The organism is Arthrobacter sp. 05L428 (genome assembly GCF_056397665.1).
Map to the genome: position 1 here is coordinate 1,140,210 of NZ_JBFTNW010000001.1, position 20,159 is coordinate 1,160,368.

A 20,159-nucleotide genomic window follows, 5' to 3' on the forward strand; every position below is an offset into this window, starting at 1 on the left:
CGCCCTATTCCGTGCCCTTGGCGAAGGTGGCCGCGCTCAGGAACTCGACCCCGACAAACGGGTCTCCGCCTTCAACCCAGGCGTCGTGGCCCGGGGGAATGGTGTAGGAATCTCCCGCGGCGATGTCGATGCGGCCGCCGTCGGTGGTCTCGACGGTCAGCTTGCCGGACACGCAAAACCCCACGTGGCTGTTCTCGCACGAATCAGTGTGCACCACGGGTTTGATGCATTCGGACCAGCGCCATCCCGGCTCAAAGCTGAATCGGCCGATCGTGTAGTCGCCGACGGACACGATGTCGACCTCGGTCTTGTCCGGACGGCGCTTCTCATCGGGCGAGTTGTGGGACTTCACCTGCAGCTGGGTAACAACATTTGTGGTCATGGCACTCCCTCTTCCCTATCAGGGAATTTAACTGCTTACGGAGCCAAGCGTCCTCGCTTGGCCGCCCGTTGTCGATACACATTTCTTAGAAGCTGGACGAGCTCCCGGAGCCGGAAAAGCTGCCGCCGCTGCCGCCGTATCCTGTGGTGGAACCGCCCCTGGCGGAGCTGACGCTGCTGACGCCGGTGCTGAAACCACTGTTGAAAGTGGGGACCGAGAAGAAGTAATAAGAGGGATACACCGTGCCCAGGATGCTGGGCTCATAGCTGCGCCGTTGCTTCTTGCCGGTCCCCGCCTGGGCCTCCTCCATTTCCTTGCGCATGAGCTTGGCCTCGCGCTCGTTCCGGGCGAAGCCGGCGATCACGGTGTCCGCGTGGCTCTTGAGCAGCTCTGAGAGCTCGGTCCTGGCGTCGCGCAGCCGGTCCAGCGCGGTTTCTGGGGTGATGCTGCCGTCGGAAAGTTCCGCGGTCCAGCGTTCTATGTCCCGCTGGCTGCGGTCGCGGAAGGAACGGAGTGCGGCGGCAGTGGCGGAATCGCCCTCACCGTGGCTCTTGGCGAGCATGCCCTCGATCCCCGCCAGGTCGCTGCGGAAGGGGGCGAGCTGCCGGTCCCACGCCGTCGCCCAGATGGACCCGCGGTTCAGCAGTGCGTTCGTGTCGGCGATGACGTCATCCAGGGCATCGAGTTCGGCGGCTGCATCGGCGTACTGCCGGGCCAGCGACAGGCTGGAACGGCGCCCCAGCTGCCGCGGCGTCAGGGCATGCACCTGGTTCGAGAGCCCGGTGGCCGTGTTGTAGCGGCTCAGGAAGGTGCGGTGCTTCTCCAGCACGGTGCTGCCGTACCGCGACGACTCGGGGATGGTGCTGGCATTGAGTTCCGTCACCTGCAGATCCATGCTCACGTTGGCATAGTTCGCGTCGCCGCGGGCGATCTCTTTGCGGCTGCCCACTCGGGTCCGCCAGCGGACCAGCAACCAGGTGCCCGCAGCGGCCACCGCGGCCCCAACAGCGCCCCAGGCCGTGACAAGGAAGGCGGTGGAGCGATACCACGGCTGGTTGATCAGCTCCGCGCCGCGCCGAATGCCCGCAATGGTCCCTTCCGTCCACTGGGCGTCGCGCAGCAGTTCCTTGGCGGCGTCCTGGATGTCAGCGCGCTGCTCGAGGGATACCTTCCGGTCCTCGCCCATGTACGTTCCGACGTGCCGGCCCACCGGATCCAGCGCAAAGATGAAGAGGCCGTCCGCCCATTTCTGCCCGTCCTTGCTGATCCAGTCCGGGTGCTCGGCGCGGGCGAAGCGCAGCACCTCCTCGTTGAGGTTGTCCGCCGCGCTGCCCTTGTACGTGTAGACGGCGACCTTGGTGGGCTCGTAGAACTCGATCTTCTGCACCGCAGGGATCAGCGTGTTGCGGTCCAGGACCCCCGCCCGGTCCTCCACGACGACGTCGGCCGGCGGGACGGCGAGCGCCGCCGGCGCGGCGCCCAGCAGGATGGCCAACGGGGCGATGAGCAGCAGCAGGGCGCCCGCCAGTTTCGGGCCAATGATTTTCCGCATGATCCCCATCGCCTGAGAGTAGTGTCTGCTGCCAGCGTCGTCGAGCCGCGGAGGCGCTGAAAGGGCCTAAAGACACCATGACGGGCCATCGCGGCCCCTCCATACTGACGGCATGAGCCAACCGCCGAACGGCCCCGAACGACCGGCCACAGCACGCAGCGACGGCCCGCGCGGCAAGGATCCGGTTCCGGGACCCGCCGCAGCCGAGGCACCGGTCCCGGAGCGGCACCGGCCCGACCGGGTGCTGCAGGGCATCGTTGCTGCGATCGCCGTGCTGGTGGTGGTCGCGCTGGCCGTGGTCTTTCTTCGCGGGGAGCCGCAGCCGCTGGATGAGTCGTCCCCGGCCGGAGTGGTGCAGCGCTACAGCAGGGCCGTCATCGACGCGGACACCGCCGCCGCGGACGCCTACCTCACCGACGCCGCCCGGTCCCGCTGCGCCAACTTCTACGGCAGTGCCCAGGCCAGCCGGGTGGTCCTGATCTCCACCTCGGAGCGGGGGGACACCGCCACGGTGAAGGTCTCGGTGGTGCACTCGGCGTCGGAGGGGCCGTTTGGCCCCTCGGAATACGCCGAGGAAGCCGTCATCGGCCTGGTGAAGGATGCCGGCAAGTGGATGATCAACGATCTGCCATACAGCCTCCAGACCTGCGCCGGCGGGGTGTTGAAAAAGTGAGCGCCACCAGGGTGCCCACCGGCCCAGCGGCGGGGTCGGCGCAGGCGAAGGTCCGCCGCCTGGTGGTCTTCGTGTTGCTCTTTGCCCTCGTGGTGATCGCCGCCAACGGGCTCAGCGGCCTGCTGGAACGGCTGCTGCGCTCCGGCCAGGTGCTGGCCGGAGAAGGGGTCGCGGGGCTGGCGTTGTCGCTGGCGTTCACGCTGATCGGCGGCCCGCTCGCCGCGCTGCTCTGGTGGTTCGTCTGGCGGCGGCTGGACGAGGAAGCGGAGCGGGCGGCCACGTCGTGGGGTCTTTACGTCGCCGCGGTTTACTCGATTTCGCTGATCCTCTTTGTGACGTCCCTGCTGGCGATGGCGGCCTCGTTCATCGCCGACGCGAATCCGGAGTGGCGGTCGCCGCTCTCCGTCGGCCTGGTCTGGGCCTTAGTGTGGGTGTGGCACCGCTGGATGTGGCGGCATCGGGCGCGGAGCCCGCTCGAGCTTGCGAACGTGCCGGCCGTCATCGGCACGTATTTCGGGCTGGGCGTCGGAGTGGGCGCCGCGGTGACGGCCTTTGGCGGCCTGCTGGACGTCGCCATCCGCGGATCGATGGAGCTCACGTCGACCGTTGACCCGTGGTGGCAATCCACCTTGCAGGATCTGGTCTGGGCGGCCGGCGGGGGCCTGGTTTGGTGGTGGCACTGGGTCCGGGGTGGTGCGCGCCGGCTCCGGGGCGGGTTCGCCGATGTGGGGCTTGTCGTCGTCGGTGTGCTGGCGGCGGGCCTTCTCGCCCTGGGCGGGGCCGGGACCGTCCTTTTTGTCCTGCTGCGACTGGCGTTTGACCGGCAGGACGCCCTGATGGAATTGCTTGCGCCCCTCGGCGTCGCGATCGCGTCGGCCGCCGTCGGCTCGCTGGTCTGGCGCTATTACCGGACCATTGCGGTCAGCCGCGCCGAACGGACCCGTCAGGCAGGGGCGCTGGTGACCTCGGGTGTGGCCCTGGCGGCTGCCGCCACCGGCGTCGGCGTGATCGTGAACGCGGCCCTCTCGATCGCGGTGTCGCCGTTGGCCGGAGGCAACGCCCGCACCCTGCTGCTCGGCGGCATCAGTTCCCTCGCCGTGGGCGGCTGCGTCTGGTGGCTTGCGTGGCGGCCGGCGAGGCAGCACCGGCTTGAAGGCGCTGTCCCGCTCGGGCGGCGCGTCTATCTCATCGCGGTGTTTGGCCTCAGCGCCGTGGTGGCCCTGATTGCCCTCCTGGTGGTCGGTTACCGCGTCTTCGAATATTTTCTGGGCGACGTAACCGGCGGCAGCCTGGTGGACCGGATCCGCGCACCGCTGGGCCTGCTGGTGGCCACGGGCCTGGCCGCCGGCTACCACTTTGCCGTCTGGCGGCAGGACAGGTCCCGGCCGGCAGCCGCGGGGCTCGGCCGGAAACGGACGATTGGGCACGTGATCCTTGTGGCCGGCCCCGACCCGGAGCCGCTGCGCCGCGCCCTCGAGGAGCTCACGGGGGCCGCGGTTACTGTCTGGATCCGGGACGACATCGCCGTGCCCGTACCGGCGGCCGCCGTGCCTGCCGCCGGCGTGCCTGACGCCGGCGCGCCCGGCGTCGGCCTGTCCGAGGCCGGCGTGTCCGCGGGGGATCCCGGCGGCCGGCTGGCCGAGGCCCTCGCCGGGGTAAGCGCCAAGCGCGTGCTCGTGATCACGGGTCCCGGCGGCAGCGTGGACGTCATACCGCTGCGCGGCTGAGCCGGTTGCGGGCAGCCGGCGACACCGCCCGGCGGGTCTCTGGCCGGTCCTCCAGGGTTAGCAGTAGCCTGTCGATTAACGGCCGCCCGGCCGTGGTTATCGACGAAGAAGTCGGGGTGCGACATGGCTGGAAAATTCGAAGTGTACAAGGACAAGTCCGGTGGGTTCCGGTTCCGGCTCAAGGCTGCCAACGGCGAGGTAGTGGCGTCTTCGCAGAGCTACAAGTCCAAGGCCAGCGCCATGGGCGGAGTCGAATCCGTCAAGAAGAACGCCGGGGCCGACGTCGTTGACCTCACCGAAGAGCCCGCAGGCAGCATCACCGGGGTAGCCGGCTAGGCCAGGACCCGCCGGCCCGGATCACGGAAGTCCGAATTCCCTGCGGTAGGAACGGACGGCGTTGTGCACCGTGGGAAAAAAGTGGTCCGGGCCGAACCGGCTGCTGACGCCGAAGCGGATGAGCCGGTCCTTGATCGGCCCCTTCATCTCGGCGAACACCAGGCTGATGCCTTTCCGGGCGAGTTCGTCGTCGAGTTCCACGAGGTCATCCAGGGCAGTCGTGTCGAGGTCCGTGATGGCCTCCGACGCCACCACCACCCACCGTACGGGTCCGGGGGCCTGCGCCACGAGCGTGCGGATGTGCTCGGCGAACACCGCGCCGTTGGCGAAAAACAGCGGGGCGTCGAAGCGGGCAATCACCAGCCCCGGCACCCGGTGGCCTTCCGGGTGCCGGCTGAGGTCGTGGTAGCCGGGCAGGTCCTCAACACTGGCCAGCTCCGTGCGGTAAGGGTCCCAGGCGCGCAGGACGAAAGCGATCAGGGACAGGACGATTGCGACCAGGATGCCCTCGAGGACGCCCACGAAGGCGACGCCGAGGAACGTCGTGACGAGCAGCGCCGTTTCGGTCCGGCTCATCCTGATCAGCCGCACGAGGGTCTTGACGTCAACGATCGAGGCCGCCGCAAGGATCACGACGGCGGCCAGGGTGCTGGAGGGCAGGAACGCCGTGATCCCGGGCGCGGAGATCATGAACAGCACCACAAGGGCTGCCGCGATGACGCCGCTGAGCGGACTGCGCGCCCCGGCCTCAAGCGCGATCGGGGTGCGGGACGCGCTGCCGGAAACCGGAAAACCGCCGAACAGTCCGCAGGCCGCATTGGCGAAGCCGAGTGCGCCCATTTCCTGGTTCCCATTCACGCGGGTGCCGCGCCGGCGCGCGAGGCTCGTCGAGAGCACTGAGGTGTCCGCGAAGGCGATCAGTGCGATGCCGGCCGCGGGCCCCAGCAGGGCAAGGACTTCCTCCGGCCGGACGCTGCCAAGCGCGGGCACCGAAGGCTCTGCCGGGAGGGCGCCAACCACCGGAACGGCCCCGCCCAGCCCGGCCGCGGCGGTGACAGCCATGGAAGCCAGCACCGCCAGCAGCACACCGGGGACTTTCCACGGTAGCGCCCGGCAGCCGAGGATGACCGCGATGGTGCCGGCGCCGAACAACAGTGCCAGCGGACTAGCGGCGCCCTGGAGCAGTGCCCGCCCCGTACCGCCAAGGCTGCCGGCGAGTGAACCGGCGTCGGCCGGGATGCCGAACAGCTTGGGCAGCTGGCTGGCGATTACGACGAGCGCTATGCCGTTCAGGTAGCCCACGCGGATGGGCTTGGACAGCAGGCCGGTGACAAAACCGAGTTTGAGGAACCGGCCAACGATCAGCATCGCCCCTATCAGCAGCGAAAGCACCCCGGCCAGGGCCACGGCGTGGCCGGACGCCCCGCCCGCCAGTGGGAGGATCGCCGCGGCGATCATCGGTGCGAGGGAGGAGTCCGGCCCGACGATCAACACCCGCGAGGGGCCGAACACGGCGTACGCGAGCAGGGGAACCACCGAGGCGTAGAGACCGGTGACGGCGGGCAGGCCCGAGGCCTCGGCGTAGGCCATGCCGGCCGGGATCAATGCCGCGCTCAGGGCCGCGCCCGAAGCCAGGTCGGACTTCAGCCAGGAGCGCCGGTAGCCGAGGACAATCTTGAGGCCGGGCGGCACACTTCCGATCCAGCGGCGGCGCACGGCGGCCGGCTCAGTTCCAGGCCGGTGACGAGCGGGCGCGCTTCATGCTCGATTCTACGTCGGCCGGCCGGCCGGACCCCCCCTAAACGCAGCTTGGCTGGTAGGCGGGGTCGGCCGGCTGACCGGCCGGGCGCCCGAGCGCGTTGGAGACGAGCCGCTGAACGACCGGATCGTTGGGCGTCTGGTCGTGCTCAATCACATCCGCCGGGCACTTGTCCTGGATGGTGATGTTGGTGACCTGCTGCGCTGACCCGGCCAGGAACTGGCTCTGATACGGCGTCACCACCTCATCGTGCGTCGTTGAGATGACCGTGTATGCCGGCCCCGCCACGGTATCCCCGATCGAGTTCAGCTTGGCCAGGAACGGCGAGCCCGCCTGCTGGTCAGCGCAGGCCTGGCAGTTGGAGCCGCCCAGGGAGGTAGCGGGCGGCACGGAGTCCGGCGCCGGAGCTATCAGCCCCTGGGTGCCGTGGTTGGACGGGGCGATGCCGACCAGGTGGTTGACCTTTTCCGCGCCGTCCAGGAATCCCATGTAGTAACGAGGCATCATGCCGCCCTGGCTGTGTCCCACCAGGTCGGCCTTCTTCGCCCCGGTCGAGGCCAGTACGGCGTCGACAAACGGGGCAAGCTGCGCCGCGGAGTCGGCGATCGGGCCGGTGGCGTCGATGCCGTTGGTCGAACCGTAGTTGAGCGCGTAGACGCAGTAGCCCTCACTCTTGAGGGCCGGCGCCATGGTCGCCCAGTTCTTTGCCATGCTTTCGAAGGTGCCGGGTACCAGAATCACCGGGTAGGGATGCGCCGTCGTGGGCTTGCACGACCAGTCGTTTGCACCGGGAGGGGAGACGTCGACGGTGTCGGCGTTAGCCGCGGGTGCAGCCGCCAGGGATCCGCAGAGGAGGGCGATTGCACCCACCGCGGCGGACATGGCCTTGGCGCGCTTGGTTCGGGCAGATGTGCTGGGCTGGGACACGGAAGTACCTCTTCGATTGGGCCCCTCGGCACTGAGGGGTCTGTGTAGATGGAGGTGAGTTAGGGACCGCCCCCCTTGTGATCCGGCTCACGTCCACCCCTTCACGCTAGATAGCTTTTCCCGACGTGCGGACTTTTCCGCACGTTTGTGCAGCGGTTTCTCGCCGCATGAGGGTACTTCCCGGTAACAGGACAGCGCGGCTGCACATATGCGCCTCTCCGGCCCTGGCCCAGTGCCGCTGGCTGCTACTGCTCTTGCCGTCTCCGGCTTCAGTCTCCGGCTTTCAAAGGTTGGGCGAAGGTCTTGGCCGCCTGCGATCCGGCCAGGCTGCTGGCGGCTATGGTCACCAAGGCACCGAGGAGCAGGGCGGCGTCCTCGCCGGGCAGCAGCACGTTCAGCTGCGTGCCGATGCTGGCAGCTGCCACCGGCACCCCCAGCTGGGCCGCCGATAGAACGCCCAGCGGAAGGGGAAGTCCGACCACTCTCAGGCCGGCATGGAGCAGCACCGTCCCGATCCCCAGGGAGAGTCCCAGGACCACCATGTCCGGGTGGCCGCCGAGATCGCGCAGATTCAGGGACGCGCCCAGCCAGACAAAGAAAATCGGGCCGAGAAATCCGTCGCTGACGGCGAAAAGCTGACGGGCCAGGCGCCGCGGTTCGCCGACGGCGGCCACCACCAGACCGAACGAGAAGCCTGCCAGCATCACGGAGACATGGCCGAAGTTGGCCACTCCGGCCAGCGCGAAAAGCAGGGTCAGCTGGATTCGCAGCTCCAGGGCAAATTTGCGCTCCTCGGAGAGCCGGTGCATGCGCTGCCGGGTGCCGCTCCGCTCCAGGGCGCGCAACGCGAAGAAGAGCGCCATGGCCGCGACCCCCACCGCGAGCGCCCCCAGCGCGGCGCGGCCGGCGTTCGGCGGATCCACGGCCAGTGGCAGCGCGACGATGCAGGCGATGTCGGCAATCGCAACCTGGGCCGTCATTGCCACCACCTTCGGTCCGCCCAGGCGCAGGGAGTCGACGATCGGGAGGACCAGTGCGGCTGACGATGACGCCAGGAGCACCACATAGAGCGGAGCATGGCCGGTACCGAAGGCCAGGCCCATGCCGGTTCCGATGACCACGGCCGCGCCGGCAGCCACCGCGGCCCTGCCCGATCCCTTTCCCAAGGCGGAGCGGATCTGTGGGTCCCTGACGGGCACATGCGTTCCGGCCACGAACATCATCAGCGCAAAGCCGATGTTCGCCAGCAGACTGAAGGTGGGATCACCCGGATCGACCAGCGAGAGCCCCGTCCGGCCGATCACGACGCCGGCCAGCAGCTCGCCCAGGACCACCGGCAGGCGCCAGCGGACCGGCAGTGCGAGCACGGGCCCGGCGAGGGCGACGACGGCGATCAGCGCCAGGGACAGGAACGTCACCGTGGACGCAACCCGGCGGGCGGCGCTGACGGCGCAAGCGCCCCCGGCACCTGTGCGGCGGGCGCCTGTGCCGCCGGTTCAGGCAGCCAGATGACGGAAGCCGCCGCGGCCCTCATTCTGGGGTGTTTCGCCATGGAATGAGACTAGTCCGTCGGAGGTCCGGCGCCCCCGAATGAGACGCCAGCGCCCCGGGGCTCAGCGGCCGGCGGCGGGAAGGACGATCTTCATGACGGTTCCTTCGGCCCCGGTGCGGGCCACCTCAACCGTGCCGCCGGCGGCCATGGCAATCTCACGGACCAGGGACAAACCGATACCGAAGCTGCGCTGGCTTCGGGCACCGCCGGCGTTGGGGGTCCTGACGAAGCGCTCGAAGATCCGGTCCTGCTCTACGCCGCTGATCCCGGTCCCCGTGTCTGCGACGGTAATGACGGCCCGGTCCTGCTCCGCACCCGTTGAAATGGTGATGCGCCCGCCGGGCGGCGTGTGGGCGAGGGCGTTGTCCGCGAGCGCCAGCACCGCGCGTCGCAGGGCGTTCTGCTCAATCCTGGCCTGTGGCCGGCCGAGAGCGGCGAAGTCCAGGCGCACCCCGTTCGCCGACGCCAGCTGCTGGAGGCTCTCAGCGACTGAAGCGGCGACGTCGGCCAGTTCGACGGGCTCCGCGCCGGGATCGGGTGCCGCGGCCGTAGCGGCCAGCAGCAGTTCGTTGACGATTCCGGTCAGCGTGGCCGCGTCCTCGCGGATCCGGGCCAGGTTCCGGCCCGGCTGGGAGTCGGGCGCGGCATCGCGCTGCGCGAGCTGGATCCTAGTGTCCAGGATGGCCAGCGGCGTGCGCAGTTCGTGGCTGGCGTCCTGGACGAAGCGGCGCTGCAGGGCCAGCGCCTCGCCCAGCGGGCGGATGGCGCTGCGGGCACTGAGCCAGCCCACGAGGCCGGCGAGTGCGATTCCGGCCACCCCGGCGATGATCATCGCCTCCAGCAGGTCCCTGGAATCCAGGTAGGCGTAAGTCCCGGCAGCCGCGGCGGGCGGCAACTCCGGATGGGCCAGTTTGTTCATGAGATATACGGCGGCGACGGCGAGGAGGCAGACCACCATCACCGCGCAGGCGGCGCTGATCCGCACCGCCACCTTGAGTGAGGCACTGCGAAGGGTGGACTGGTCCGGCGTTCCCCCCGGCACGGTTTCCTTGGTCATTGGCTTCCTAGTCATTGGCGTCGCCGATCTGGTAGCCGACGCCGTGGACGGTGCGGATGACGGTCTTGGCGATCTTCCGGCGCAGGTGGTGGACGTAGGTGTCGATCACGCCGGGCTGGTCGGTGGCGTGGAAGAAGCCTGCGAGCAGTTCGTCACGGGTGAAGACCCTGCCGGGCTCGGCGGCGAGTGCCCCGAGCACCTCGGCCTCCTTCGCGGTGAGGGACACCTGGCCTCCGTACACAGAGCGGACCGAGCGCGACGCCGGATCGAGTTCCCAGTCGCCGATGCTCACCGGGCCGGCGGTCCGGGCGAAGCTGCGCGTCAGCGCGCGCAGCCGTGCCGCCAGTTCGCCGGCGTCGAACGGCTTGGTGACGTAATCGTTGGCGCCGGCGTCGAGCCCCCGGACCTTTTCGTCCGGGTCGCCCAGCGCCGTCAGAATCAGGATCGGCGTGGCGATGCCCTTGGACCGCAAGGCAGCGATCACGCTGATCCCGTCCATCACGGGCAGTCCCCGGTCGATGACCATGACATCCCAGGGCTCCGTCAGCCCCAGATGCAGGCCGTCCTGGCCGTTGGCGGCCAGCCGGACCCGGTAGTCCGGTTCCAGCAGCTCGGCAATCATCGGGCCCAGGACGGGGTCATCCTCGACGAGCAGTAGGGACGGCCGGTCAGCGGTGGTCATGGCGCCTATTCTTCCGTGGCCGTCTTCCCGGTCAGCACGCCCCCGGCCGTGTCGTGTCCAGTTCCGTCTACACCGGCTGCTTCGTCCGGAGCGGCCGCAGCAGCGGCGCGGCGGTTGCTCCGCCGGCGCTTGAGGAACTGGATCACCCAGGGAACCACCGAGACGAGGACCATGACAACGGCGATGACGTCGATGTTCTTGGCGATGATTTCGTAGTGTCCCAGCCAGGTGCCCAGCAAAGTCACGGACGTGGCCCACGCGAGTGCTCCGACGATGTTCCAGAGGGTGAAGGACTTGTACCCATAGCGGCCGATGCCTGCGGTGAGCGGCGCGAAGGTCCTGACCATCGGCACGAAGCGGGCAAGCACGACGGCGGCGCCCCCGTGGCGGCGGAAGAAGTCCTCCGTGGTGGTCAGGTGGGCCGTCTTCAGCACCCTGGCGTCATCCTTGAACCATCTCCGGCCAAAGGTGCGTCCCAGCATGTAGCCAACCTGGTCACCGGCGATGGCGGCCCCGGTCACGACGCCGATCAGCGCCGGCAACGTCAGGTGCAGCTGCTGATGCAGCAGCCCCGCCGTGAAGAGCAGGGAATCGCCGGGCAGGAACGGGAACAGGACCCCGGACTCAACGAACACCATGGCGGCAATGACGCCCAGCGCGGCCGGTCCGAGCCCCGCGAGCAGGCTGGCCGGGTCCAGCAGGGAGGGGGTTCCGGCCGCGGCGGCCAGGGCAGGGGCCAGTCCCGAAGACAGGATGCTGTGCACGGTCACGTCCTTAGGGTCGGTGTGAAGGGAGGAATGGGGCGGCCGGCAGGCGCTCCACGATCCGGGGCGCGAACCGGTTCCACAGTCCGGTGAGCAGGACCACCGCGGCACTCGCGGCCAGGAAGCTGGCCGCGACGTCGGTGGGGTAGTGGACGCCGACATAGAGCCTCGACCAGGCCACGACCAGCGCCATGGCCGCACCCGCGACGGCGGCGGCCTTGGACCAACGGGTTCCGCGGGCCAGGAAATACAGGGCGAAGGCGAGCGCGACGGCGAAGGAGACGTGGCCCGAGGGGAAGCTGTTGGAGCCCGTCTCCGGCGCCAGCGGGTCGAAGAGCAGCTTCGGATCCGGCCGTTGCCGGGCGATGAGGAGCTTGAAGGCTTCGCTGGCCACCCAGCCGGAGCAGGCGACCAAGCCAAAGGCCACGGCCTTGACCAGGTCACGGCGGACCAGCCAGAGGTAAACGGAGACGACGCCGACCAGCATGAGCCCTACCAGCGGACCGAACAACACGTTGATGCCCATCGCGACGGCGGTCAGCGCCGCGCCGTGGTGCCGGCTGAGACCCTGGTCCACGCCCAGCTCGGCGGAGGTGTCGCCGGGCACCAACTGCACCGCCAGGCCCAGCGCGATGACGGCCGCGCACAGCAGCGCGCCCACCACCAGCCAGTGCCTGGCCTGGGGGAGGGTCCAAAAACCTGGTCCGGCAGCGGCCCGATTGTCGGGCAGGCGGGACGGTGCAGTGCGGTCGTCAGTGGCGGGCCCAGTCATGGAATCCTTCGGCTCGAGTCGGCGGCGCGCGGTCACGCGTCCTGATCAACTCTTCCGCGGGGCTCTTAAGAAACGCTTAAGAACTGGCCGCGGGTGTCCTAGGACCCGGCGTTGTAGACGTCCAGGCCGAAGCGGTTCAGGCCCGGTGTCCCGGCATAGCCCAGGTAGGGCAGCCCGAAGGTGTCTTCGATGCTGGCGAGCAGGCTGTAGTGGTTGTACGGCGTGGTGGACCAGGTGCCGCCCTTGGTGAACGGCGAGAGGACCAGGGCACCGACCCGGCCTCCGCCCATGCCGGTGATGCCCGGCAGCGGCGCATTCGGCCCGGGGCCTTCGCCGCAGCAGGCGCTGGCGTCGCTCTGCGGCCCGTCGGACTCGTCGAAGGTGATGACCAGGACCCCGTCCTGCTTGAACGCGGGGGAGGAGGTGATGGCCGGAACCCATTGCTTGAGCCACTCGTCGGCGCTGGCGAGGCCGCCCGGCTGCCCGTCCACGCACGGGGAATCGTGTCCGTCGTGGCAGAGGTTGGGAGTGATCATGGACAGGTTGGGGGTGGTGGCGGCGGAGGCGAGGTCCGTCTTCAGGGCGGCCAGGTCGACGTCGTTCTTGGCGCAGTCGGGCGAGCCGGTGATCCCGGCGAAGTATACGAACGGGTTGTGGCGAGCCGCGTACTGGTCGCCGACCTTGGCTTTCTGGGTGTCATCGACGGCGCCGAGCGCCGGGTGCCGGCACGGCGTGCCCATGTCCTCCATGTAACCCTTCCAGGTCTTCCCGGCGGCCGTCAGCTGGCCGGCGACGGTGGGGACGCTGGCCGGGAAGACGCAGCCGTCCCCGACGGCCTGGCCCGGGCTGGCCGTTCCGCTGCCGGCAAAGGGGGTGTAGCTCTGGCAGTCGGCTTGCATCTGGGGGTTCGGTCCCTGCCCCGAAATCTGCGCCACGTAGTTGGGCTGCGAGTTGTGCGCGGTTCCGAAGTACTGGTTCAGCAGGACTCCCTGGCTGCGCAGCGTTTGGGAGAGATACGGTGCTGCCGACGCCGGGCCCCAGGTCTTGTCATAGCCCTTGTTTTCAAGGTTGATGACGAAGACGTGCTGGGCCCCGGGCAGGTAGCCCTGGCCGGCGGTGGTGCCGGCCGGGGCAGCGTTGGCCGGCGTGGCCGCCGTGCCGGCCTGGGGGCCGTAGCTGAGCGCCGCGGCGGCCAGTACGAGCAGCGCGGCGGCGGCGAAGCGCTTGAGCGTGCGGCGGCTACGCGGCCGGGGTGCGGATGCGGTAGGGGTGGTGGGATTCACGGGAGCTTCCATCCGTCGGCGAGTGCTTTCTCTTTCAGTCCGGACCATTCCTCGGCCGGCGGCGGGCCGACGGGGGTGCAGGCCGGTCCGGCCACGAAGGGCGGGACAAGGTATTTGGGCGCGGCCAGGTTTGCCGGTGTGGCGAAGTCCAGGACTTCGGCGATGTTGCGGGCGGCCCTGTCCCGCGGCGTCAGTGGCGGGAGGTTCCAGCGCCATTCGATGGCCTTGAGGACCGAGGTGTGGTCGTAGACGTCGTGGGCGACGTAGCGGCGTCGTGCGCGGGGAGAGACCACCAGGGAGGGGACCCGGAAGCCGCGCAGGGCCGTGGCGGCACTGGTGTCCGGGGCCGTCGTCGGTGCGACGTGGTCGTAGAAGCCGCCCCATTCGTCGTAGTTGACCACCAGCAGGGTGTTGGCCCAGCCGGGACCGGAGGTGACCGCGTTGTAAACCTCGGCCAGGAACGTTTCGCCGGAGCGGATGTCAGCGTGCGGGTGGTCATCGCCCGAGGTGCCGGAGCCCTCGTCGGTGAACCGCGGGTCCACGAAGGACACCGCGGGCAGGGTCCCGGCGGAGCAGTCCGTAAGGAACTCGGAGTAATGGTGCGAGATGCCCTGGTATTTGGCCCCCCAGAGCGCGGTGAAGGGGATGTCGCCGTAGTAGTACTTGCCGGATACGCCTGCGGCGGCGAGCCGGTCCCAGATGGTCGGCAGGGTGCTGGTGACCGTGGAGTTATGGACCCGGTCGGTGGCTGCGGCGTGCTGGTAGAACCGGTTGGGGTAGGTCTCTGCCATGGTCGCGGCGAAGTACTGGTCGCAGACCGTCCAGTCGGGGCCGGCCTGCCGCCAGAAGTCCAGGTCGGCGGCGTCGTAGTATCCGACGGCGAACTCGTCGTTCTCCCCGGCCTGGAGCCAGCCGTTGTTCTTCCCGTTGTTGAACTGGATCCGGCCGCCCTCGTAGGAGTGGTCAGGGTCCGGGTGGCCGCAGCCCTGGAAGTCTGTCAGGTGGTGGGTGGAGTGCGGGATGCCGTAGCGGTCGGTGAAGCTCAGCCCGGACTGTTTCCCGTCGGCCCCCGGCATCCAGCCGAGGAAGTGGTCGAAGGAGCGGTTCTCCATCATCACCACGATGATGTGGTCGATGCCGGAGGCACCGGGTGCAGGCAGCGTCGCCGCGGCTGCGGCCCGGGAAGCGTTGCCGGCGGCCAGGGCCGTGGCGGTGCTGGCGGCCAGGGCCGTGCCGGCGGCGGTCATGAAGTTACGTCGTGTTAAGTTCACGCCCAGAAGTAGATCACGGAAAGGTTACGGCCCCGGCCCGTTTCGGGGCTGGTTCACGAACTGTTCACCGTGTGTTGGCGGTCCGGTACCGCCGCGGAAATCCGGGCAGGACCCCGGACTTCCGCCGGGCAACGGTCAGGCTGGCGCGGTGCCGCCTGGCATCCCGGGCGCGTTCTGGCCGTACTCGGCCGAGATCAGGATGGGCAGGTGGTCGGAGGCGCCGCGCGGCAGCGTTTCGACGTTCTCGATCATGAGGCCCTGGGACGTGGCGAAGTCGAAGTGACCCTTGAAGACCTTGTACCGGGTGTACGTCCGCCGGTCGCTGAGGGAGAGCTCGTAGCCGGCGTCCTTCATCTGTTCCGTGAGGTACTTGGTGAAGAACGGGTAGTTGAAGTCGCCCACCATGAGTGTCATCAGCCCGCCGCCCATGCTGAGCAGTTCCGCGTGCGCGGCGTGGATCTGGTTCCGGCGCAGCGAGTTCGACGCCGTCAGGGGCGCCGCGTGGAAAGAGGCGATGACGAGGTCGTGGTCCGTCTCGTTGTCGACCACCCGGGTGCCGATGAGCCGCTCGTGCGCGGGTGCCAGCACCCGGTCATGCATCGACTTCTTCAGGGCGAACGTCTTGGTCTCGTACGCGGTGAAACGGTCCTTGCGGTAGTAGATGGCCAGGCCCAGCCGGTTGCCTCTCGTGGCATCCGCGAGGTGCAGGTCGCCGATGGTTTCGGGCAGGTCTTCGGTGTCGCACTCCTGGAGGCAGAGCGCATCGATCTCATAGCCGCTGGCCAAAGCCTCCAGTTCGCCGCTGGCCTTGTGTTTGCGGAGGTTGTAGCTGATAACTCGGATCAGGGGGAGCACCTCTTCGCGCAATAGTCGGGGTAAACCTGCTCCCGAGTCTACCCAGTCCGGCGGATCGGACGGGACCAGACTGGCCGGGTGACTGCCCGGGCCGCTCCGTGGAACCGCCGCCGCAATGGCGCGCTGAAGCGGTGGTGGCCCGAGGCGATAAGGTGGTTGGGATTCTCTGATTGTTGCTGCGAAAGGGTCGACGTTGACTGCTGAACTACCCGTGCTGGCCGAGGGCGATTTCTACTACGAGGTGCTGGGGGACGGTCGTTTCCGCTCCACCATCCACGCCCAGGGCGCGTGGAACGTGCACGAACAGCACATGGCGCCGGCGTCCGGCATTATGGCCGATTGCCTGGCCCGGCACGAACCGCGGGACGACATGCGGATGGCGCGGATCAGCTACGAGATCCTGGGCCTCATCCCCGGCGGCGAATTTGAGGTCACCACCACCACGCTGCGCCCGGGCCGGACCATTGAACTGCTGCAGGCCGAACTCGTGGCCGGCGGCCGCGTGGCGATCCGGGCGACGGCGTGGCGCATGATCACCTCCGACACCTCGGCCATCGCCGCCTTCGAAGACCCGAGGATCCCGGCACCGGACGACTGTGAGCCCTATGACGCCGCAACGGTCTGGCCGGGCGGGTACATCGCCTCGCTCAAGATGCGCATCGCCGAGGGCCACCGCGCCGGCTCCGGGACCGTCTGGCTGCACACCGACCACCCGCTCACGGACCGGGCGGACAGCAGCGACCTGGCCCGTCTGATCGGCCTTGTCGACACAGCCAACGGGATTGCCGCCCGGGTTCCGCCGGGCAAGGGCAGCTATGCATTTCCCAACTTGGACCTGCAGATCCACATGTACCGGCGCCCGGAGGGGGAGTGGCTGGGCCTGGACAACGAGGTGTCCTTCGGCACGGACGGCATCGGCCTGACCTCCACGGTGCTGCACGATCTGCAGGGCCCCTTCGGGCGGGCCGAGCAGATCCTGACGCTGCGCAAAAGCTAGTCGAGTGCCCCGGCAGGGAAACTGTCCGGTCAGTGGAAGACGAGCCAGCCGACGGTTGTGGCCAGGCCGGTCAGGAACGCGCCCCAAAGGATGTCCGCCACGACGATCGCCAGCGGCCAGTTCTTCAGCGTCGCGGCGTTGGTGAGGTCGTAAGTGGCGTAGGCGAACCCGCCGAGGGCGGCGCCGTATCCCAGCGCGGTCAGCCAGCTGCCGCCGTCGAGGGCCGGGCGGAGGGCGAAGAAGACGATCCCGGCAATGTAGAGCACGTAGAACACCACGGCGTACCCTAGATGGGGTTTGTCGGCCATCAGGTGGCCCAAGTGCCGGCGGTAGAACTTGTTCATCGACTTGAGCCAGACGGCGTCGATGACGGCGAACGCGGCGGCTACCACTAGGAATTGCAGAATGACCATAAGGGAGCATAACAACATGCAGCAGGCCGCGGCCGGACCCCGGAGCCTGACGGCGTTCCGGCAGGAGCACTCCCTCGGCGCCGCGGAGGATCTGGACCTCGCCTTGGAGCTGCTGCAGCGGGTGAAGACCGGCGCGGTGGGACCCATGCTGCGGCTTTACCGGCCCGCGCCCACCGTGGCCTTCGGTCAGCGTGACACGCACTTGCCGGGCTTCGACGCCGCGGCGCGGGCCTGCCGCGAGCTCGGGTTCGAGCCGTTGGTCCGGAAGGCAGGCGGACGGGCTGCGGCGTACCACGGGGGAACGCTGGTGATCGACCATCTCGAGCCGGACGCCGATGCGATCGCGGGCGCGAAGGGACGCTTTTCCTTCTTCGGCGAACTGCTGGCGCAGGCACTGCGCGACGCCGGGGTGGAGGCCGCCGTCGGGGAGATCCCCGGCGAATACTGCCCCGGCGAGTTCAGCGTGCACGGCCAGGACCCGCTGGCTCCTGAGCGCCGGCTCAAACTCATTGGCACCGCCCAGCGCGTGGTCTCCGGCGGCTGGCTGTTCAGCTCGGTGATCATCGTGGAGAACTCGGCGCCGATCAAAGCCGTGCTCGAGGCCAGCTACGCGGCCCTGGGCCTGGACTGGGACCCGGCGACGGCGGGGGCGGTCAACGATCTTGTCCCGCACCTGGGCGTGGACGCCATCGAGGCCGCCGTGCTGGGCGCGTACGGCCGCTACGCCACCCTGGACTACGGCGACTTCGACAGCCTGCTGGATTAGCCTGGGGCGCGCGCCGCGAGGAGCTGCTCGCGCAGGATGTCGGCGTGCCCGCAGTGCTGGGCGAGTTCCCGGAGCATGTGCAGATACACCCACCGCAGCGGGAGCGGCCCGCGCCGGTTTCCGGTGACCAGGTCGTCCAGCCCCAGCAGCCGGGTCCTTTCGCGCGACTCAACGCAGGCCAGCCGGTACGCGGCCTGGACGCTTGCGATGGTGTCGCCGTCGTCCAGGATGAAGGACTCGTCCGGGGTGGCTGGTATGCCGATCTCCTGGCGGCTACGGCGCGTGATGGCTTCGTCGAACCAGACCTTTTCCACGAACGTGGCGTGCTTGACCAGCCCCAGCAGCGTGGTGCGCGAGGGGACCAGGGAGGCCCGGGCCTCGTGCTCGCTCATCCCATCCAGGCAGTCGTGCAGTGAGGTCCGGTGCTCGTCCAGGAAGGCGTCGAACTGCGCCCGAAGGTCGGCCGCGAAGATGCCGGGATCCATGCTGGGGAATGTGCTCATGGGTCCACAGCCTAATACCCTGCCGCCGGGCGCCCGCAGGCCTGCCCTTACCGCATCCACCCCCACCATGGGCTGGCCCCGTCCGCGACTTCGGACGGGGCCAGCCCATGACGGAACACCGGGACGTCAGTGCCCCCGCGCGATCCAATCCTCAAGTTGCGGCGCTTCGGCGCCCACACTGGTCGAGTCCCCATGGCCGGTGCGGACCACCGTGTCCGCGGGAAGCGTCAGCAACCTGGACTTGATCGACTCGACAATGGTGGGGAAGTCGCTGAAGGACCGGCCGGTGGCGCCCGGGCCGCCCTGGAAGAGCGTGTCGCCGGTGAAGACCGTGCCCTCGGCGGCCAGGTAGAAGCTCACGGAGCCGGGCGAGTGGCCCGGGGTGTGGAGCGCCACCAGCCGCGCGCCGCCGACGTCGAAGGTGTCGCCGTCGTCGATGCCGTGATCCGGCTCGGTTCCCGGGAAGACCCGGTCCCAGAGCATCCAATCGTTCCGGTTGAGGTAGACCGGCGCGTTGACCAGGCCGCGGAACTCGCCCACCGCGGCGATGTGGTCGTCGTGGCCGTGGGTGAGCAGGATGGCTGTGACTTTCCGGCCGGCGACGGCGGCCGCGATGGCGGCGGCGTCGTGGGCCGGATCGATCACCACGCACTCCTGGTCATTACCGACGAGCCAGACGTTGTTGTCCACGTCCCAGGTGCCGCCGTCGAGCGAAAACGTGCCCGAGGTGACCAGCCGCTCGATCCTCAGTCCGGTTCCGGAACCGGCGCTCACAGTTCCACCACCGAGCGGAGGACGGCCCCGGAGTGCATCTTCTCGAAGGCGTCTTCGATCTGGTCGATGGTGATCCGCTCCGTGACGAAGGCGTCCAGGTCCAGCCGGCCTTGCTGGTACAGGTCGATAAGCATGGGGAAGTCGCGCGACGGCAGGCAGTCGCCGTACCAGGAGGACTTCAGCGAGCCGCCCCGGCCGAACACGTCCAGCAGCGGCAGTTCCAGGGTCATGTCCGGGCTGGGGACACCCACGAGGACCACGGTGCCGGCGAGGTCGCGGGCATAGAAGGCCTGCTTGTACGTCTCGGGCCGTCCCACGGCGTCGATCACGACGTCGGCGCCGAAACCGCCGGTCAGTTCGCGGATCGCCTCCACCGGGTCGACGGCGGAAGAGTCCACCGTGTGGGTGGCGCCGAGTTCCTTGGCACGTTCGAGCTTTTTGGCGTCGATGTCCACCGCGATGACGGTGGTGGCGCCGGCGAGCGCGGCACCGGCGACGGCCGCCACGCCCACGCCGCCGCAGCCGATCACGGCGACGGAATCACCGCGCTGGACGTTGCCGGTGTTGATCGCGGCGCCGAGGCCCGCCATGACGCCGCAGCCGAGCAGGCCGATCGCGGCGGGGTCGGCGTCGGGGTCCACCTTGGTGCACTGGCCGGCGGCGACGAGGGTCTTCTCGGCGAAGGCGCCGATGCCGAGCGCGGCGGTGAGCTCGGTGCCGTCCGCCAGCGTCATCTTCTGCGTCGCGTTGTGCGTGTTGAAGCAGTACTGCGGCTCGCCGCGGCGGCACGCCCGGCACTCGCCGCAGACGGCTCGCCAGTTCAGCACCACCCGGTCGCCGGGGGCCACCTCGGTGACGTCGGGGCCGACGGCGCTAACCACGCCGGTGGCCTCATGGCCGAGCAGGAACGGGAAGTCGTCGTTAATGGCGCCCTGCTTGTAGTGCAGGTCGGTGTGGCAGACACCGCAGGTGAGGATGTCCACCAGGGCCTCGCCGGGTCCGGGGTCAGGGACCAGGATGGTCTCCAGGGTGACGGGTGCGTTCTTGGAACGGACTACTGCGCCTTTGACTTCGTGGACCATGGGGTTGGCTCCTTTCATCACCGCTTCCGTGG

General features: G+C 69.0%; 21 protein-coding genes. 5 read left to right on the top strand and 16 right to left on the bottom strand.

What is annotated here, in order from left to right:
- Positions 1–4: 4 nt before the first annotated feature.
- A complete protein-coding gene (locus AC1DH3_RS05305) occupies positions 5–382 on the bottom strand; it encodes a cupin domain-containing protein (RefSeq protein WP_476908758.1) in 378 nt (125 codons plus the stop codon).
- 85 nt (positions 383–467) lie between these two features.
- Positions 468–1,943, bottom strand: coding sequence for a DUF5129 domain-containing protein (locus AC1DH3_RS05310; protein ID WP_476908759.1), 1,476 nt, complete (start codon positions 1,941–1,943; stop codon positions 468–470).
- A gap of 103 nt (positions 1,944–2,046) precedes the next feature.
- Here AC1DH3_RS05310 and AC1DH3_RS05315 point away from each other — a divergent pair, with 103 nt between their 5' ends.
- The 3 genes from AC1DH3_RS05315 to AC1DH3_RS05325 all read left to right on the top strand — a co-directional run bounded on the left by AC1DH3_RS05315 (position 2,047) and on the right by AC1DH3_RS05325 (position 4,670).
- Complete coding sequence (locus AC1DH3_RS05315; protein WP_441417656.1) at positions 2,047–2,607, top strand: LpqB family beta-propeller domain-containing protein; 561 nt, start codon at positions 2,047–2,049, stop codon at positions 2,605–2,607.
- The gene (locus tag AC1DH3_RS05320) at positions 2,604–4,334 is read left to right on the top strand and encodes a DUF5671 domain-containing protein (RefSeq protein WP_476908760.1); all 1,731 of its coding nucleotides are present in this window, start codon (positions 2,604–2,606) and stop codon (positions 4,332–4,334) included. The genes AC1DH3_RS05315 and AC1DH3_RS05320 overlap by 4 nt, the downstream gene beginning before the upstream one ends.
- 123 nt (positions 4,335–4,457) lie before the next feature.
- Complete coding sequence (locus AC1DH3_RS05325) at positions 4,458–4,670, top strand: YegP family protein (RefSeq protein ID WP_441417658.1); 213 nt, start codon at positions 4,458–4,460, stop codon at positions 4,668–4,670.
- 21 nt (positions 4,671–4,691) lie between these two features.
- On the opposite strand, the gene AC1DH3_RS05330 is transcribed toward AC1DH3_RS05325, so the two are convergent.
- The 10 genes from AC1DH3_RS05330 to AC1DH3_RS05375 form a co-directional block, all read right to left on the bottom strand.
- Positions 4,692–6,362 carry a SulP family inorganic anion transporter gene (locus AC1DH3_RS05330; protein ID WP_476908761.1) on the bottom strand — a complete coding sequence of 557 codons (1,671 nt, stop codon included), beginning with the start codon at positions 6,360–6,362 and terminating at the stop codon, positions 4,692–4,694.
- Positions 6,363–6,468: 106 nt separating this feature from the next.
- Complete coding sequence (locus AC1DH3_RS05335; RefSeq protein ID WP_441417874.1) at positions 6,469–7,311, bottom strand: esterase/lipase family protein; 843 nt, start codon at positions 7,309–7,311, stop codon at positions 6,469–6,471.
- A 314-nt stretch (positions 7,312–7,625) separates the two neighbouring features.
- Positions 7,626–8,774, bottom strand: a complete 1,149-nt coding sequence (locus AC1DH3_RS05340) for a cation:proton antiporter (RefSeq protein WP_476908762.1) — start codon at positions 8,772–8,774, stop codon at positions 7,626–7,628.
- A 195-nt stretch (positions 8,775–8,969) separates the two neighbouring features.
- The gene (locus AC1DH3_RS05345) at positions 8,970–9,965 is read right to left on the bottom strand and encodes a sensor histidine kinase (protein WP_476908763.1); all 996 of its coding nucleotides are present in this window, start codon (positions 9,963–9,965) and stop codon (positions 8,970–8,972) included.
- A gap of 7 nt (positions 9,966–9,972) precedes the next feature.
- On the bottom strand, positions 9,973–10,647 hold the full coding sequence (locus AC1DH3_RS05350; protein WP_476908764.1) for a response regulator transcription factor: 675 nt from the start codon (positions 10,645–10,647) through the stop codon (positions 9,973–9,975).
- Positions 10,648–10,652: 5 nt separating this feature from the next.
- On the bottom strand, positions 10,653–11,417 hold the full coding sequence (locus AC1DH3_RS05355) for a DedA family protein (RefSeq protein WP_476908765.1): 765 nt from the start codon (positions 11,415–11,417) through the stop codon (positions 10,653–10,655).
- A gap of 4 nt (positions 11,418–11,421) precedes the next feature.
- Positions 11,422–12,183, bottom strand: coding sequence for a phosphatase PAP2 family protein (locus AC1DH3_RS05360; RefSeq protein WP_441417664.1), 762 nt, complete (start codon positions 12,181–12,183; stop codon positions 11,422–11,424).
- 98 nt (positions 12,184–12,281) lie between these two features.
- Entirely contained in the window at positions 12,282–13,466 is a 1,185-nt protein-coding gene (locus AC1DH3_RS05365) for an alkaline phosphatase family protein (protein ID WP_476908766.1), read from the bottom strand.
- Positions 13,463–14,737 (bottom strand): alkaline phosphatase family protein, encoded by a 1,275-nt coding sequence (locus AC1DH3_RS05370; RefSeq protein WP_476908767.1) that lies wholly within the window; start codon positions 14,735–14,737, stop codon positions 13,463–13,465. The genes AC1DH3_RS05365 and AC1DH3_RS05370 overlap by 4 nt, the downstream gene beginning before the upstream one ends.
- 135 nt (positions 14,738–14,872) lie before the next feature.
- Positions 14,873–15,580 carry an endonuclease/exonuclease/phosphatase family protein gene (locus AC1DH3_RS05375; protein ID WP_441417875.1) on the bottom strand — a complete coding sequence of 236 codons (708 nt, stop codon included), beginning with the start codon at positions 15,578–15,580 and terminating at the stop codon, positions 14,873–14,875.
- A gap of 205 nt (positions 15,581–15,785) precedes the next feature.
- Here AC1DH3_RS05375 and AC1DH3_RS05380 point away from each other — a divergent pair, with 205 nt between their 5' ends.
- On the top strand, positions 15,786–16,589 hold the full coding sequence (locus AC1DH3_RS05380) for a thioesterase family protein (protein WP_441417667.1): 804 nt from the start codon (positions 15,786–15,788) through the stop codon (positions 16,587–16,589).
- A gap of 29 nt (positions 16,590–16,618) precedes the next feature.
- Here the strand turns inward: AC1DH3_RS05380 and AC1DH3_RS05385 are convergent, their stop codons facing one another.
- Positions 16,619–17,002, bottom strand: a complete 384-nt coding sequence (locus AC1DH3_RS05385) for a DUF2177 family protein (protein WP_175320988.1) — start codon at positions 17,000–17,002, stop codon at positions 16,619–16,621.
- Positions 17,003–17,018: 16 nt separating this feature from the next.
- Here AC1DH3_RS05385 and AC1DH3_RS05390 point away from each other — a divergent pair, with 16 nt between their 5' ends.
- Positions 17,019–17,768 carry a lipoate--protein ligase family protein gene (locus tag AC1DH3_RS05390; RefSeq protein WP_476908849.1) on the top strand — a complete coding sequence of 250 codons (750 nt, stop codon included), beginning with the start codon at positions 17,019–17,021 and terminating at the stop codon, positions 17,766–17,768.
- Here AC1DH3_RS05390 and AC1DH3_RS05395 read toward each other — a convergent pair.
- From AC1DH3_RS05395 to AC1DH3_RS05405, 3 genes are all read right to left on the bottom strand, one after another.
- Entirely contained in the window at positions 17,765–18,271 is a 507-nt protein-coding gene (locus tag AC1DH3_RS05395; RefSeq protein WP_476908768.1) for a DinB family protein, read from the bottom strand. The two genes, AC1DH3_RS05390 and AC1DH3_RS05395, sit on opposite strands and share 4 nt — an antisense overlap.
- 126 nt (positions 18,272–18,397) lie before the next feature.
- The gene (locus tag AC1DH3_RS05400; protein ID WP_476908769.1) at positions 18,398–19,045 is read right to left on the bottom strand and encodes an MBL fold metallo-hydrolase; all 648 of its coding nucleotides are present in this window, start codon (positions 19,043–19,045) and stop codon (positions 18,398–18,400) included.
- Complete coding sequence (locus AC1DH3_RS05405) at positions 19,042–20,127, bottom strand: S-(hydroxymethyl)mycothiol dehydrogenase (RefSeq protein ID WP_441417670.1); 1,086 nt, start codon at positions 20,125–20,127, stop codon at positions 19,042–19,044. Before AC1DH3_RS05405 ends, AC1DH3_RS05400 begins: the two co-directional genes overlap by 4 nt.
- Positions 20,128–20,159 lie beyond the last annotated feature (32 nt).

Bases quoted from the DNA above. Each gene is read 5' to 3' on its own strand.
- AC1DH3_RS05305 (WP_476908758.1), bottom strand. From the start codon at position 382: ATGACCACAAATGTTGTTACCCAGCTGCAGGTGAAGTCCCACAACTCG.
- AC1DH3_RS05315 (WP_441417656.1), top strand. From the start codon at position 2,047: ATGAGCCAACCGCCGAACGGCCCCGAACGACCGGCCACAGCACGCAGC.
- AC1DH3_RS05310 (WP_476908759.1), bottom strand. From the start codon at position 1,943: ATGGGGATCATGCGGAAAATCATTGGCCCGAAACTGGCGGGCGCCCTG.
- AC1DH3_RS05385 (WP_175320988.1), bottom strand. From the start codon at position 17,002: ATGGTCATTCTGCAATTCCTAGTGGTAGCCGCCGCGTTCGCCGTCATC.
- AC1DH3_RS05335 (WP_441417874.1), bottom strand. From the start codon at position 7,311: ATGTCCGCCGCGGTGGGTGCAATCGCCCTCCTCTGCGGATCCCTGGCG.
- AC1DH3_RS05345 (WP_476908763.1), bottom strand. From the start codon at position 9,965: ATGACCAAGGAAACCGTGCCGGGGGGAACGCCGGACCAGTCCACCCTT.
- AC1DH3_RS05395 (WP_476908768.1), bottom strand. From the start codon at position 18,271: ATGAGCACATTCCCCAGCATGGATCCCGGCATCTTCGCGGCCGACCTT.
- AC1DH3_RS05405 (WP_441417670.1), bottom strand. From the start codon at position 20,127: ATGGTCCACGAAGTCAAAGGCGCAGTAGTCCGTTCCAAGAACGCACCC.
- AC1DH3_RS05350 (WP_476908764.1), bottom strand. From the start codon at position 10,647: ATGACCACCGCTGACCGGCCGTCCCTACTGCTCGTCGAGGATGACCCC.
- AC1DH3_RS05390 (WP_476908849.1), top strand. From the start codon at position 17,019: ATGCAGCAGGCCGCGGCCGGACCCCGGAGCCTGACGGCGTTCCGGCAG.
- AC1DH3_RS05360 (WP_441417664.1), bottom strand. From the start codon at position 12,183: ATGACTGGGCCCGCCACTGACGACCGCACTGCACCGTCCCGCCTGCCC.
- AC1DH3_RS05325 (WP_441417658.1), top strand. From the start codon at position 4,458: ATGGCTGGAAAATTCGAAGTGTACAAGGACAAGTCCGGTGGGTTCCGG.